The organism is Ruegeria sp. CG4 (assembly GCF_056537185.1).
Window position 1 is genome coordinate 33,699 of the sequence record NZ_JBQFRB010000017.1, and the last position, 13,923, is coordinate 47,621.

Consider the following 13,923-nt stretch of genomic DNA (forward strand, 5'->3'; position numbering starts at 1 on the left):
GATATGCGTGGAAACTTCGCTGGGCTCGTTTCAGGTCTTGTTATCATCGGATTTACAATGGCACAGGCTGATGGAAATCTTGCCGAAGACTTCTCTAAGTCTCCGGAGAAGCGTTGGGACTTCGTTGCCGACACCGTCATGGGAGGAGTTTCTTCAGGTCAGGTGCAGTTTAGTTCGGAAGGTGATGTTGCATTCGCACGGTTGACCGGAACCGTCAGTACAGAAAACAACGGCGGCTTCATCCAGTTCCGACGCAAGTTGACTGACAGGCCAGATGCAAGTGTATCAGGCGTCAGGCTGTTGGTACGGGGGAACGGCGAGCTGTACTTTGTTCACCTCAGAACACGTGGCACGGTGCTTCCGTGGCAATACTATCAGGCCGAGTTCGCAACTTCTGACGAATGGACCGAAGTCTCTTTACCTCTGTCAGGCTTCAAGGCATCAGGTGCCATGTTACGCGCTATTCCCGTTGCAGACGCAATCACTTCAGTTGGAGTTGTAGCCTTCGGGCGCGATCACGAGGCCCGCGTAGATGTAAGCGAGATTGGTTTCTACTGAAGGTCAGGTTCCTAATTTTACCTCTGTTGCCAGCCAATGTGAAACTTGAGGTTGTCTTGTCTGAGGGTGATGATTTCGCAAAAAACCTCGACCGTCCAAATAGGGGCTGGCGGTTTTGACGCAACATCATTTCAAACGTACTCTGGCAGCGGCCAAGCGCAAACGAGGACCATGTCTGATCCCGAGAACAGAAGTGACTCCGCCGCGGAACATTCGTCGCGTGCTGTAGCCGATGGTATCGGCGTGGCAACGGAGGAATTCAGAATTTCGATGCCAATAGGGATCGGAGCAGTTTTGGCTGCACTTGCCTCTTTGGCCACATGCTATTCTGGAATTCTGTTGACTTATTTGGTTGGGTATGAAGCGCTTTCAATAAATCCACATGCGCAAGCCGTGCTCATGTGGGTGTTTGCTTTGTTGGCGGTCAGTTTCTTGTGGAGAGACCGGAAACGGCATGCCAAAGAGCTTCCACTCGTCCTTGGTGGAATTGCTGCCGCTATACTGATTATCACACTGTATTTTGGCTATGACGAACGCGTAGAAGCGCTCGCCTATGTGCTTTTGGTGATTGCGGCTTTGCTAAACCAAAACTTCATTCTCGACGCGTTAAACCACACGGTTCGTAACCAGACGCGTGAAATAGAGGCTTTGAACGAAAGGCTGACAGAGAAGGTGAAGCGCCAGGAAGGCGAGATTGACAGGCTAGGGCGACTTAAACAATTCCTTGCTCCTCAGGTGGCGGAGCTTGTCGTAGAAGAAAACTCTGACGAGCTTCTTAAGACCCATCGTCAATACATCTCTTGCCTATTCTGCGACATCCGGAATTTCACCGCCGTTTCTGAGGCGATTGAGCCGGAAGAAGCCATTACTCTTCTCCAGCAATTCCACGACGAGGTTGGTCAACTAGTTGCACTACACAAGGGAACAATCGGATACCGAGCCGGAGACGGATTAATGGTCTTTTTCAATGATCCGGTTCCCTGCGATCAACCCGTTCTGCAAGCTGTACGATTGGCTAAAGCAATAAGCGAAGCTTTTGAAGAAATTCGAGCACCTTGGCAAAAGCTTGGGCATGCAATGGGTCTGGGTATCGGAATCAGCAGCGGTTACGCGACCCTAGGGCTTATCGGGTTTCATGGTCGTGCCGACTACACCGCTATCGGCGGTGTGGTGATCACTGCATCGAGGCTTTGCGATTTTGCCATCGACGGGCAGATCCTTTTGAACCAACGTGCGCTTTTAGACATAGAAGAGTATGTAGAGACAGAAGAACTGGGAGAAAGAAAGATGAAGGGCATCGGTAATCCCGTGCAGATTTTTCGTGTCCTCAGTCTCTCTGATCAGGCTAAGTGATGCGATTAGCTTTTAGGAGTTCATGCGTTCTTTGCATTGACTCTTCGCGACACCGATCCACCTTTCTAATGCAGTTTTTAGGAGCATTCCGAGTGTTTGCAAGGACCATCGCCTTGTTGCTCTGCACCGTGTCCAATCCAGTCGTAGCATTGCAGCTGCGCGAAACTGGGCGCTACGAGCTCAACCAACCTGCAAGCCTTGACTACGATCCAACGTTTTGTGGCTTGTGGATTGCCAACGAGGGGCCCGAAGCAATTCTCGTTACATTGCAAGGGGACGAGTTGCGCCGAATATCCAGCGATCTCTTTCGGATCAAAGCAATTGCTGTTGAAGGGGATCACTTGTTGCTGGGTGACGGTCTCGGCCGTCTTCAACGTGTCACCAAGGATGGATCACGCCTGGGAGCGCCTTTCGAATTGGAAGGTGGGTTCGCGGATACCGAAGGCATCGCGATCAATGCCCAGGGGCAGATCGTGACCGTAGAAGATGACCCGGAACGGTTGTCCTGGTTCACTTCAGAGGGTGCTTTAACGGCGAGGTTGGATACCATGAAGCTCTCTCCCCCGTTAAGCGAGGCACAAGGCATCGCGATTGACCCGCGTACCGGTCACATGCTGATTGTTGATGACTGGGAAGGGTCAAACAGCCTGTATGAGTTCACGGCTGATGGCCGGCTTCTCGCCCAGCAAAGCTTGTTGGAGTTCGGAACCGACCCAGAAGGCATCGCCATTAGGCCGGGATCCAACCAACTGTTCGTTGCATTCGATGGCGGCGCGAAGATTGTGACATTTGACTACACGCCCACCTTGCCAGAAGGATCACCGCCGCTGCCGCCGGGCGCGGATTGCATGATGTTCTGAGAGCTTTTCTGTTTGCTTGGGTCGACGCAGGTTTCCGCTAGTCGCGCTCACTGTCCAAAGTTTCGCGAATGAGCGCCAGATTAGGCAAAGACTCATGAAACGGTTTGGGCCCGAGCTCGGACAACATCGGACCAAGAGCTGTCGACATCCGATCCATACAAGTTTTCAGAAACTCTACGCCATGCGGCGTCGACCGGGCAATTTTCGAACGCTTGTCCTTTGGGTTGGTCTCAAGAGTGATCAAGTTATGATTTTCAAGGCTGGCGAGCATATGCGTCATCGAAGTCTTGGGCACCTGAAACGCGTTTGAGAGTTGCAGTGGGGTTTCACCTTCGGGGCGCCGTACCAGATGGCCCAAAATTCCAAATTGGGTCGCCGTCATTCGACCAGGTAAGAACGCTTCAAGCTTGGTCGAGATCAACTGATTGATGATCCCGACCTCGGTGAAGAACCGGTAGACTTCGTTGGTCTCATCTTCAGGCTTCATTCAGAATTCGTGTCTCCAGCGGCCAGCGGGGCGTGGCAATTGGTTCAGGCCCATACCCCAAACGCAGCAACATTTGCACCGTGTGGCCTGGTGACGCAAGAAGCTCATGCGCGAGAGTGTATTCATCTGCCATCTCAGGATATTCCTGAAGGGCCTGACTGACCGGATGAACGCTCAGGCCCATTTCGGTTGTCTTCAGGTAAAAACGCATCAATTGACGTCCGGCATCGAGTTGATCGCTTCGCGTGTTTGTAGCCGTCGTGAGGACTGCGTATTGCGGCGTCGCGTCTAGCATGGCGAAGTAGCCTCGCATGTGTGACTGAGTGCCTGGGTGGTCAACGTTCATCAGGGTCTCGTTGTCCAAAAGGCCAGTAAGTCGCAGCGTTTCCAGAAACGGATCGCGTAACTCAATCCCGTCCGGGTTGGCGTCGATTTCTGCTTTCCCGATCCGCATGAGGTCCACGGATTCTTTCAAGGTCTGCGGTGTTCGCATTTCGATTTCGAAAGCGCGTTTCGTAAGATCTTGAATACGGGTCACCAAATCTTCATCGGTAATCAGGGTGGCGTAGTTTTCAAGGACCGACACTTCCGTCTCGGACAGCCGCTGTTCAGTATACGGTTCTTTGTTTGAATGTCGGTTGAGGATTTGATCTGAAAGTGGATCGGGTGCCCCTCCAGGTACAAACACTGCTTCTGCAATAGGCCCTTCATCCCCATCTGGCAGCAATTTGACTTCGGTATCAAACCCGAGAGCACCTGCTGCCAGTACCATCGTCTCAACAAATGCACCAAGGCCAATATAGAGCTGGCGGTGGAAAGGATCGGTTTCCGGAAGCTCGCGATCAGGATCACGGTGGATGCGCACCCTGTCTTGCCCAACGAACTCGACCAGCCATGGTTGCAAGTTGTGTGGATTGGGGGCGAGAATTGCGTAGGACAAAGCAGCCTTGCGTGGGTCGTCATACGGTTTTGGCGTCCACGGAGCCAACGCTTCATGCGGCGTGCGTGTAGCGAGGAACGCGACCGCGCCAGTTGCCGCCAGAATTGTGCCTCCGCCTAGAATCTTGAGAAAACGTCTTCGATTTGGCATCTTGAGTCTCCGATAGTACGATATCGAACTAAAATAATACGAAATCGAACTATTTCAACCCCAATCGGTGCAGTGATTGCTTGAGTGATTTGAAAAAAGAATATTAGAGCCGCCGGACGCAACCGCCGATTACCGCGGTGGACAAGTACTCGGAGCTCCTTTGGTGCCGAAAAGATGCAGTTATTTTAGTTGATTAACGACTGGATGCGAGAAGATCAGAGGCTGTTGAGTCGGTGCTTCTCTAGTATCCCGCAAAGCATAGCCTGCGCTTGCAGCCTGTGTTCTCGATGACGTTCACGGGCAACACCCGGTCGACCTTCACTAATCGCTTGAAAAACAACCCGGTGATCTTCATTGGATTTGACGGGTAGGGGCCTGATGAACAACGTCGTTGCGCGTGCGCGGCGCACCTGGTCGCTCATCATGGCAACAATCGCTTCGACCCGTTTGTTGCCGCCCAACCGAACGAGTTCCTGATGAAACAACTCGTCGGCCTCGGCCCAGGCTTCAAGGTCTTCGGCTTCGATGGCTTGATCCATCTTTGCAATTGATCCAGCAAGGACCGCCAGTTCATCTTCGGAATAGCCCGCTTCGGCAGCGCGCTGTGCTGCGAGACTCTCGAGTTCCGTCAGTATGTCGTAGATTTCACGCATATCATCTGATGAAACGGGCAGTATTCGCACGCCCTTTCGGGGCCGCATTTCCAGCAAGCCCTTACTTTCCAGCATCAGCGCAGCTTCCCGTATCGGGGTACGGGACATGCCAAGGGTCTCGGCGAGTTCCGATTCCAGATGGTCAGTTCCGGCTGCAAGTTCGCCGGACAGGATCATCTTTCGCAAATCCCTCACAGCGCGTTGCGTATTGGAAAGAGTTTTTGCGTCTTGACCCTTCACGGCGTCTCCAGATTGATCTTTCGTCCCTCCGCAGCCGAGAGATAGATGTTCTCTTCGATTCGGATCACGTCCAAATAGTCTCGAGCCGTATTTTCCAGCGGCGTGCCCTTTACAAGGCCTGAAACGACGTGACTTTGCAAGGCGTGTACGCAGTCTCCGCCAAACCCATCATGATTGCTCGGAAGTAAAACCTGCCGTCGCTCCTGTTTTCCAAAAGCGCGGAAGTCAACTGAACCGTCGCCGTTAAGAACCAGTGATCCTTCCGTTCCTTCGATGAGCGCTTCGCCCATGGTCTGACGCAGGTTTTCGGCGCTGTGATCAAGGCATCTGTTGCCATCGAACAGAGCTCTTAAACCGTTGGGGTGGTCAAACAGGATGTAACCTGCATCCTCGCCTGCGATAACGGGGTTAACTTGGCGCAAGTCCGCATAAACTGCGCTGGGCGCATCGAACAAAAATCGGAATGTGTCTACCCAGTGAACCGCTGTTTCATGAACCAGGAAACGCGGCATGTCGTGAAAGTACGGCTGCCGGTCAAGGTAGGCTTGTGGTCCCTGTCCGTCGCCGGGCCGAAGCCGGAAAGTCGCTTGTAGAGGTGTTCCAATTCGACCCTCGGTCATCGCCACCTTGATCGCCCGATACCAGGGCTGGAAGCGAAAATTCTCATGCACGACAATGGTTGCGCCTACTGCGTCAGCTTCGGAGACGATCTTCTTAGCTTCATCCAATGACATGCAGAAAGGTTTTTGGCAGATCAGCCATTTTATTCCTGAGCGCAGTGCCGTTCGGATAGCGTCGGCCTGCGCCACAGGTGGAAGGATGATGTCCACGAGATCTGGTTTTTCCACCTCCAGCATTTTTGACAGATCATCGTAAGCGGCGAGTCCTGTTTCCTTCGCCTTGTTGATATCACGGTTGCAGGATGCAACCGGAACCGCTCCGGGCATTCGGGACCAGCTTTCGTAGTGGAACCTGCTGAAATACCCCGCACCCACACACGCGACTCTGATGGTTTGGCGAGTGTTCATGCCCACAATGCTTCCAATACCGACGCGGCTGCATCCTGCGTTCCGGCGGAGCCACCTAGGTCACGCGTTAGGTTCTTTCCGTTCGCAGTCACCTTTTCCACGGCTTCACGCAATCGTTCGCCGTCATTGGACAGGCTTGGGTGATCATGGGTCAAACCCAACCATTCAAGCATCATTGCTGCGGACAGGATCATCGCAAAAGGGTTGGCAATACCCTGTCCTGCAATGTCTGGAGCGGAACCATGGCAGGGTTGGAATACAGCGTGATTCAACCCGATATCCGCTGATGGAGCCAGTCCAAGACCGCCCATAAGACCTGCACCAAGGTCGGAGAGGATGTCTCCGAACATGTTCTCGGTCACCAAGACATCGAACTCCCAAGGTTTTTGGACCATCCACAGTGCGGTGGCATCAACATAAGCATGGTCTGCCTGCAAATCGGGATGGTGGGCGGCTTCTGCATCAAATATCGATCTGAAGAATGCAAAGGCGCGGAATACATTGGCTTTGTCGACACATGTAACTCGACCCTGACCGCGCCCGGTTCTTTTGCGGTTCTGGGCGAGTTCAAACGCGAAACGGAACAGTTTTTCGGACACCTCACGAGTGATCAGCAGAGTTTCACGTGCTTCGTGTTCGGTAACTTCTCCAGCGCCTTGAGTGAAGAACAGTCCTTCTGTGCTTTCGCGTATCAAGACAAAGTCGATCTCTTTTCCGGGAGGCAGCGCCAAGGGGGTCATTTGTCCGCTGCTTACCTTTACTGGACGTACACCAGCGAAAAGTCCCAGTTGCTTTCGCAGATCAATCTGCGGTGAAATCTCAGTTCCGTCCGGGTAGCGAACATCCGGCAAACCCATTGCAGACAGCAGAATTGTGTCGGCGTTGCGAGCCGTTTCAAGTGATCCCGCTGGAAACGATTCTCCAGTTTCTGCGTAGTGGGAGGCGCCTGCCGGCGCGTCCGAAAACGCCAATTCGTAGCTGGGGTTTTCGCCTGAGAGCTGGCGTAGAATTTCAAGCGTAGGGGCCATAATTTCAGGGCCGATTCCGTCCCCGTGGAACACTGCCACATCATAACTTTTCTTCATCTTAGCCCGCTTCCTTCCCGTTTCGCATTCATAGCGCGATAGCAGCTTTCACTACAGTCCGTTGACAACGCATTCTTTAATGTATACGCAAATAAATGCAATAATAAACGCAAAGATGTTTGGGAGGACTTGGAAATGAAACTAAAGCTAGGGCGGTTGGCGGCCGCAGCCGTGATGGCGACCGGCATTGCAGGGGCAGCTGTTGCGCAGGATTATCCCTATCGTGATATCACTACAGCTGTGGTCTGGGGGGCCGGAGGTGGCACGGATACGATCAACCGAATGATCATGGCCGAGATGGAAAAACACCTTCCGGTCTCGATCAATGTGATCAATCAAACAGGTGGTGTCGCAGGCTCTAACGGTATGGTCTACGTCATGAATCAACCAGACGATGGCTATACGCTGGTTGGTCTGTCTGAGTCGAACGTCACCGCTGCTGTGCAGGGCGGTTGGGACAAGAAATTTGATTTTTGGTATCCGTTTATTGTCGGTGGTTCACCTGATCTGATCTCGGTTCCGGCGGACAGCCCTTACAATACTCTGGAAGAATTGGTTGATGCTGCCAAAGCCGCCCCTGGCACAATTCCTGCTGCCGCGTCCGGCGCGGGTTCGATCCACCACTTGAATCTTCTCGCCATCGAGAAAGGGTCCGGTGCAGAGTTCAAGTTTGTTCCATACAAAGGCTCAGCGCCCGGGCAGGAAGCGGCGATAGCAGGTGAGGTTGCGTTGGTTGTTACTTCGCTGGCTGAACAAGCTCCGCTGATCGAAGGCGGTCAGTTGAAGCCGCTCGCGATGCTGACGCCCGAAGATGCGCAGATTGCAGGGGCAACGGTGCCTTCTGCCTTTGGCATTTACGACGGTCTCGATCAGTATTTGCCGCTCAAACAGGCCATTGGGTTTGCAGTTCACAGTTCAGCCGGGGACGACGTAAAGGCCGCGCTTGGTGATGCCTTCGAGCAAGCGATTGCGTCCGAAACCGTCGCCGAATGGGCCGCAGCAAACAATTACGATGTCGGTGGTCAACACGGCGAAGAAGCGCAAGAGCTGTTTGCGAACCTCGAGGCTACTTTTGCCTATACCTTGCAAGATCTGGGCGCTGCCACGGTCGATCCGGCCTCGCTGGGTATCGAGAAGCCCTAATCCGATCAATTTTGAAAGGGCGCGTTTGACCGTGCCCTTTCCTGTAGGAGGCAGGCATGGACAAAATCGACGAAACACTGGTCATGCGGACCCGCGACTTTTGGGCAGCGATAGTTCTTATTACCGTGGCCGTTTTATTTCTTTGGAAGACGTCGGAAATTCCACTTTGGGGTGAAAACCGCGCAGGTGTGAGTGGATCGGATTGGTACAACTCGGCTGCAATTGTACCGCTGTTTATCTTCGGTGGATTGCTTGTGTTGTCCTTCGTCTTGCTAGCTATTTCGATCCGCTCAGGTGGAGCCCAAAACGCGCTTAGCGCTTTGGGTATCGGATGGGATAAGTCGGAAGCCTTTCGAGCTTCAACAATCGGCCTGATCCTTCTTGCATATGTCGTGGGGCTGGTCCCCAGAGTGGACTTCATTCTGTGTTCTGGGTTGCTGATTACAGCTTTGACTTACGGCTACTACGGGGGGCATGCGCGGCGTGCTTTGGTGGCGTGCATTGCAGTAGTTGCTGCGGGACTGTTTGCCTTCATCGGCTTTCCGGCACAGGTGGATTGGAATGCGCACGGCGATGATTGGTTCACGCTGATCCTGTGGGTCGCATTGACGCTGTTGGTGCCGGTCAAAGCGACTACCGAACGGGTTTTGCGGTTCGTTCCATTGGTGGCAGTACTTGCCCCGCTCATCCTCGTTTGTGCGATGGCCTTCGTCTTCCGCCAAAACGTACCTGCGCGCGGAGGGCTGATCTTCAAACAAATCGAATACCACTACTACGTGACGCTTCGTCCGCTATGGATAGATTGACCGGATGGACTTTATCTTTTCGCAACTGGCTGGATTTGGGGCTGCCTTCATGGGCCTGGCAGTAGACCCGCTGACCTATCTTTATTTGATCGCATCCGTGTTCCTGGGCATCACGTTCGGCGCATTGCCGGGCCTTACGGCAACCCTAGCAGTGACGATCCTGACGGGATTTTTCGGCAACAAAATCCCGCTGGACTATTCACTTATCGCATTGCTCGGCGCCTATGTCGGCGCGATTTACGGCGGCTCTTACCCGTCTATTCTGCTGAACATACCCGGTACAGCAGCGAGCGCGGCGACGGCCATGGATGGCTACCCTTTGGCTAAAGCGGGTCGAGGGGGCGAAGCACTTGGGCTGACCACAACGGCCAGTTTTATTGGCACAGTTATCGGGACCATCACGCTTTTGATTTTTGTCTGGGCGCTGCTTTTGGTTTCAAAGAACATCGCAAGCCCTGAGAAAGCATTGCTGGCCCTGTTCGGCATTCTGCTTTCTGGCACTTTGATGAGCGAAGACCTGGTGATTAAGGGATGGATCGCCGGTTTGATCGGGCTTGCGATGTCAATGGTGGGGCTCGACCCTCTGTTGTCTGAACCGCGCTATACTTTCGGCTGGTCTTACCTGTTGAGCGGGTTTCAGGTCGTGCCAGTTTTGATGGGGGCCTTCGCCATCCCCCAAATCATCGACGGCTTGAGGCACGTTGAGGCCGGGAAAGTTCTGGCCCTGAAAGGTCGCATCCTTCCGAACCTACGCTCCATCCGACGCTACCTGCCCACCATTGGCCGGTCAGGAGTGATTGGAACTGGGGTAGGAGCGCTTCCTGGCGTCGGCGAAGATGTTGCCGGTTGGGTCAGCTACGGTGTTGGCAAGACCGTATCTGCCGAGGGCGACAAGTTTGGAAAAGGATCATTGGAAGGTCTGCTGTGCTCTGAGACTGCAAACAACGCCTGTATTGGTGGTGCGCTAATCCCGCTTTTAGTGTTGGGCATTCCCGGTTCGCCACCCGCCGCGGCTTTGATGGGGGCCTTCAAGATCAACAACGTGATCCCAGGCCCCACGATAGACCCCGAGATCATTTTGCGCGTGGTTGCAATTTTAGTGCTGGCCTCCCTGACAATGTTCTTGATGGGCCTGTTCACCGCTCGGGTATTCATCAAAATACTTGCCATCCCGCAGACCATCTTCTTACCCGTCGTTATGGTTCTGACAACAATTGGGTCTTTCAGCGTCGGTGGTGGTATCAATGATCTCTACCTGATGCTTGGAGTAGGCGCCGTGGCCTATTTCATGAACTTGATGAAATACCCAATCGCGCCGTTGGTGATCGGGGTTATTCTGGGCAGCCTGTTTGACGAAACCTTCCGCCGGTCGCTGTTCTTGTCGGATGGGGATCTGTCGGTCTTCTTTTCACGGCCTGGTGCGGCCATTCTGCTAGTGCTCAACATTGGCCTGATCCTCAGCCAATTGCCCGTCGCGAAGCGAGCTTTCTCACGTCTGAAAGGACTTTCCGTCTGATGTTTGTAGTCACTGTAACTTTCACTCTCAAACCCGGTACGAGATGCACCTTTTTACCGCTGATGGTCGAAAACGCTTCAACCTCTTTGCGTGAAGAACCCGGATGCCAGCAGTTTGACGTTTGCCTCGGCGACGATCCCGAGACGGTTTTTCTCTATGAGGTTTATGATGACAGCGCGGCGTTTTCTGGCCACCTAGAAAGTGCGCATTTTCAGTCCTTCGATACGGCAGTGGCTGATATGATCGCCACCAAGGTAGTTCACCAGTATTCCGAGGTCATCCGATGAACGATTGGGAAATCCATGCCGTGAAATACGCGGATCGCAACGCCCGGACACGAGCTGATAGTTTCATCATCGATGACAATCACAACGCGCCTCATGCGATGGATTATTTCGTTTGGGTGCTAAAACGCGGCAACAAAGTCATTCTGGTCGATACTGGCTACGACTCCGATGAGGCCGCTGCCCGTGGTCGTCCCATTGCGATGGACCCTCGCGAGGCTTTGCTGCCCCTGGGCATTGCGCCGGAAGCGGTGACCGAAGTCATCGTGACCCATCTTCATTATGACCACGCAGGGGGACTGCATATGTTCCCCAACGCGAAGTTGCATATGCAGTCGGCGGAAATGGCCTTCGCTACAGGTCCCTGCATGTGCCATGATCACCTGCGTGCGCCTTTCACGGCTGACCATGTCTGCGAGGTCGTAAAGCGTCTCTATTCAGGCCAGGTCATATTCTACGACGGAGAAGCCGAGATTGCAGATGGGGTTACGGTACACTGCATCGGTGGGCATTCGCGCGGGTTGCAATGTGTTCGCGTAAGAACGGCAGCCGGGTGGATGGTGCTCGCCTCTGATGCCTCGCATTACTACGAGAATTTCATGGCACGCAAAGCCTTTCCCATCGTCGTCGATTTGCAGGAAATGATGGATGGTTTCAAGACCCTGGAGAGGTTGGCCTCGCATCCTCGACTTATCGTGCCCGGCCATGATCCACTTGTGCGTGAGATTTTTCCCGTCGGTGCGGCACCACATATCCATAGGTTGGATCCAGGACCGACGAGGGACATTGAATTATGAAAATCGGTGTCATTGCAGACGACTTCACTGGTGCGAGTGATATTGCGAACACCTTGGCCAAGGGCGTTGAGCCGGAAGGTGGATTACGAACGGCTCAGTTCCCGGGTATTCCAACGACCCCAGCCGACGAGGAGATCGAAGCGGGTGTGATCTCACTCAAGAGCCGCACCGCACCGACTGAGGAAGCGGTAGCGGACAGCTTGCGCGCTCTGCGGTGGCTTAAAGATCAAGGATGCGAGCAGTTCATCTTTAAGTATTGCTCCACATTCGATTCCACTAAAGAAGGAAACATCGGCCCCGTTGCGGAAGCGTTGGCTAATGAACTGAGTGCGCAAAAGGTGGTTTTCTGTCCGGCCTTTCCCACCACGGGGCGTACGGTTTATCAGGGCCATCTTTTTGTGCTTGGCAAGCCGTTGAACGAGTCTGGGATGGAAAATCACCCTCTTACTCCGATGACGGATGCCAACATCAGGCGTTGGTTGCAGCATCAGACCGAAGAAGCGGTTGGGTTAGTGCCAGTTGACACCGTGAAGCAAGGGCTAGAGGCGATTGCTGATGCTTTGCAGAACGCAAACGAACGCTTTGTAATCGGTGATGCGATCTCGGACGAGGATTTGCTGGCCTGGGGTGAGGCTCTGAAGGATGCCCAGCTCACTACCGGGGGATCCGGGATAGCATTGGGTCTACCCAGAAACTTCGTCAGAAGAGCGTCGTCCAAAAGAGGTGGTAGTGTGTTCACAGGTATCGCTGGACCCGCCGCCATCCTTGCAGGATCATGTTCAGGTGCGACCCGCGGACAGATCGATGTTCATGCGGAATCCAATCCGACGTTCGCCATCAATGTTCCGGGTGTCATGTCCGGGGATGTGACTAAGCAAACGCTTCTGGATTTCTTTGAAAAGCATTCAGGTGAGGCCCCCCTCGCTTACTCATCAGGAAGCCCGGAAGAGGTGCGCGCGATCCAAAGTCAATTCGGTCAGGAAACTGTGGCGGAAAAGCTGGACAATCTCTTTGCTGAAACTACCCGGGAACTTGTCCAAACGGGCTATAAGCGCCTTGTCGTTGCCGGAGGGGAGACGTCGGGAGCTGTCGCCAAGGTCGTATCTGAGGCACTGGGGTCTCCTGCCATGTCAATTGGTCCAGAGATCGACCCGGGCGTACCTGTCCTGAGCGTCGGAAAAACTGAAACCATTGCGCTGGCTCTAAAATCTGGAAACTTTGGCGCTCCGGACTTTTTCGCGAAGGCGCTCAGAATGATGGAGGCAGGCAAATGAGTTCGGATGAATCGGCTTTGCGGCAGCAGATGTCAGAGCTATGCGCCTCGCTGTTTGAGCGTGGATTTTCCGTCGGCACTGCGGGCAATGTCTCGGCACGTCTTGATGACGGGATCCTCATGACACCAACCAACTCCACCTTGGGGAATATCGATCCCGAGCGCATCGCCAAGATTGATTTGGATGGGCACCACGTCTCCGGCGACAAGCCGACCAAGGAAGTTTTTCTGCACCAAGCCTTCTATGAGACGCGGCCAGAAGCGGGCGCCGTGGTTCATCTGCATTCGACCTGGGCCACTGCTCTGTCCTGCCTGGAAGACACCGATCCCAATGACTGTATTCCACCGCTTACACCATACGTGGTCATGCGCGTCGGCACGGTCAAACTGGTTCCATACGTCAAGCCGGGTGATCCGAAATCCGGTGATATGATCCGCGAACTGGGCGGCAATGATAGTGCTGTTCTGCTGGCCAATCACGGACCTGTCGTATCAGGAAAGGATCTGTTCTCAGCGGTCTGTGCAGCAGAAGAGTTAGAAGAAACAGCCAAGCTGCTAGTGGCTTTGCGCGGTATGCGAACCCGAATGTTGAATGCAGAACAAGTCGCAGACCTCAAGGGAACTTTCGTGATCCTCCCCCTCTGAAGTGGTCCGCCGTTATGGTTAAGAAAACGGAGGAACCACATGGCGAACAAGCGACCGAAGCCGGAAGAGATTGTCTCGAAGTTGCGGCAGGTTGAGATATTGATG

At 53.8% G+C, this 13,923-nt stretch carries 15 protein-coding genes; 10 read left to right on the forward strand and 5 right to left on the reverse strand.

The features are described 5' to 3' along the window. The first annotated feature begins 3 nt into the window (after positions 1–3). The 3 genes from ACR0J2_RS23925 to ACR0J2_RS23935 all read left to right on the forward strand — a co-directional run bounded on the left by ACR0J2_RS23925 (position 4) and on the right by ACR0J2_RS23935 (position 2,771). Positions 4–558: a CIA30 family protein gene (locus ACR0J2_RS23925; RefSeq protein WP_170612284.1), complete on the forward strand. Its 555-nt coding sequence runs from the start codon at positions 4–6 to the stop codon at positions 556–558. Positions 559–729: 171 nt separating this feature from the next. Then, a complete protein-coding gene (locus ACR0J2_RS23930; RefSeq protein ID WP_170682721.1) occupies positions 730–1,911 on the forward strand; it encodes an adenylate/guanylate cyclase domain-containing protein in 1,182 nt (393 codons plus the stop codon). Positions 1,912–2,003: 92 nt separating this feature from the next. Then, positions 2,004–2,771 (forward strand): SdiA-regulated/phytase-like domain-containing protein, encoded by a 768-nt coding sequence (locus ACR0J2_RS23935; RefSeq protein ID WP_480814094.1) that lies wholly within the window; start codon positions 2,004–2,006, stop codon positions 2,769–2,771. Positions 2,772–2,808: 37 nt separating this feature from the next. Here ACR0J2_RS23935 and ACR0J2_RS23940 read toward each other — a convergent pair whose 3' ends face one another. The 5 genes from ACR0J2_RS23940 to ACR0J2_RS23960 form a co-directional block, all read right to left on the reverse strand. Further along, a complete protein-coding gene (locus ACR0J2_RS23940; RefSeq protein ID WP_480814095.1) occupies positions 2,809–3,258 on the reverse strand; it encodes a MarR family winged helix-turn-helix transcriptional regulator in 450 nt (149 codons plus the stop codon). Continuing rightward, a complete protein-coding gene (locus ACR0J2_RS23945; RefSeq protein ID WP_480814096.1) occupies positions 3,248–4,348 on the reverse strand; it encodes an Acg family FMN-binding oxidoreductase in 1,101 nt (366 codons plus the stop codon). Before ACR0J2_RS23945 ends, ACR0J2_RS23940 begins: the two co-directional genes overlap by 11 nt. A 215-nt stretch (positions 4,349–4,563) precedes the next feature. Then, positions 4,564–5,196 (reverse strand): GntR family transcriptional regulator, encoded by a 633-nt coding sequence (locus ACR0J2_RS23950; RefSeq protein WP_480814097.1) that lies wholly within the window; start codon positions 5,194–5,196, stop codon positions 4,564–4,566. 41 nt (positions 5,197–5,237) lie between these two features. Beyond that, entirely contained in the window at positions 5,238–6,269 is a 1,032-nt protein-coding gene (locus tag ACR0J2_RS23955; protein WP_480814098.1) for a Gfo/Idh/MocA family protein, read from the reverse strand. Further along, positions 6,266–7,354 carry an isocitrate/isopropylmalate dehydrogenase family protein gene (locus tag ACR0J2_RS23960; protein WP_480814099.1) on the reverse strand — a complete coding sequence of 363 codons (1,089 nt, stop codon included), beginning with the start codon at positions 7,352–7,354 and terminating at the stop codon, positions 6,266–6,268. Before ACR0J2_RS23960 ends, ACR0J2_RS23955 begins: the two co-directional genes overlap by 4 nt. A gap of 135 nt (positions 7,355–7,489) precedes the next feature. On the opposite strand from ACR0J2_RS23960, the gene ACR0J2_RS23965 reads away from it, so the two are divergent. From ACR0J2_RS23965 to otnC, 7 genes are read left to right on the forward strand one after another with little or no spacing between them, the layout of a single operon-like run. Continuing rightward, positions 7,490–8,497 (forward strand): Bug family tripartite tricarboxylate transporter substrate binding protein, encoded by a 1,008-nt coding sequence (locus tag ACR0J2_RS23965; RefSeq protein WP_480814100.1) that lies wholly within the window; start codon positions 7,490–7,492, stop codon positions 8,495–8,497. Positions 8,498–8,553: 56 nt separating this feature from the next. Continuing rightward, positions 8,554–9,303, forward strand: coding sequence for a hypothetical protein (locus tag ACR0J2_RS23970; RefSeq protein ID WP_480814101.1), 750 nt, complete (start codon positions 8,554–8,556; stop codon positions 9,301–9,303). A 4-nt stretch (positions 9,304–9,307) separates the two neighbouring features. Then, positions 9,308–10,819: a tripartite tricarboxylate transporter permease gene (locus ACR0J2_RS23975; protein WP_480814102.1), complete on the forward strand. Its 1,512-nt coding sequence runs from the start codon at positions 9,308–9,310 to the stop codon at positions 10,817–10,819. Next, entirely contained in the window at positions 10,819–11,106 is a 288-nt protein-coding gene (locus tag ACR0J2_RS23980; RefSeq protein WP_480814103.1) for a putative quinol monooxygenase, read from the forward strand. The genes ACR0J2_RS23975 and ACR0J2_RS23980 overlap by 1 nt, the downstream gene beginning before the upstream one ends. Next, the gene (locus ACR0J2_RS23985) at positions 11,103–11,900 is read left to right on the forward strand and encodes an N-acyl homoserine lactonase family protein (protein WP_480814104.1); all 798 of its coding nucleotides are present in this window, start codon (positions 11,103–11,105) and stop codon (positions 11,898–11,900) included. The genes ACR0J2_RS23980 and ACR0J2_RS23985 overlap by 4 nt, the downstream gene beginning before the upstream one ends. After that, positions 11,897–13,174 carry a 3-oxo-tetronate kinase gene (otnK, locus tag ACR0J2_RS23990; RefSeq protein WP_480814105.1) on the forward strand — a complete coding sequence of 426 codons (1,278 nt, stop codon included), beginning with the start codon at positions 11,897–11,899 and terminating at the stop codon, positions 13,172–13,174. The genes ACR0J2_RS23985 and otnK overlap by 4 nt, the downstream gene beginning before the upstream one ends. After that, a complete protein-coding gene (otnC, locus tag ACR0J2_RS23995) occupies positions 13,171–13,818 on the forward strand; it encodes a 3-oxo-tetronate 4-phosphate decarboxylase (protein ID WP_480814106.1) in 648 nt (215 codons plus the stop codon). Before otnK ends, otnC begins: the two co-directional genes overlap by 4 nt. The last annotated feature ends 105 nt before the right edge of the window (positions 13,819–13,923 follow it).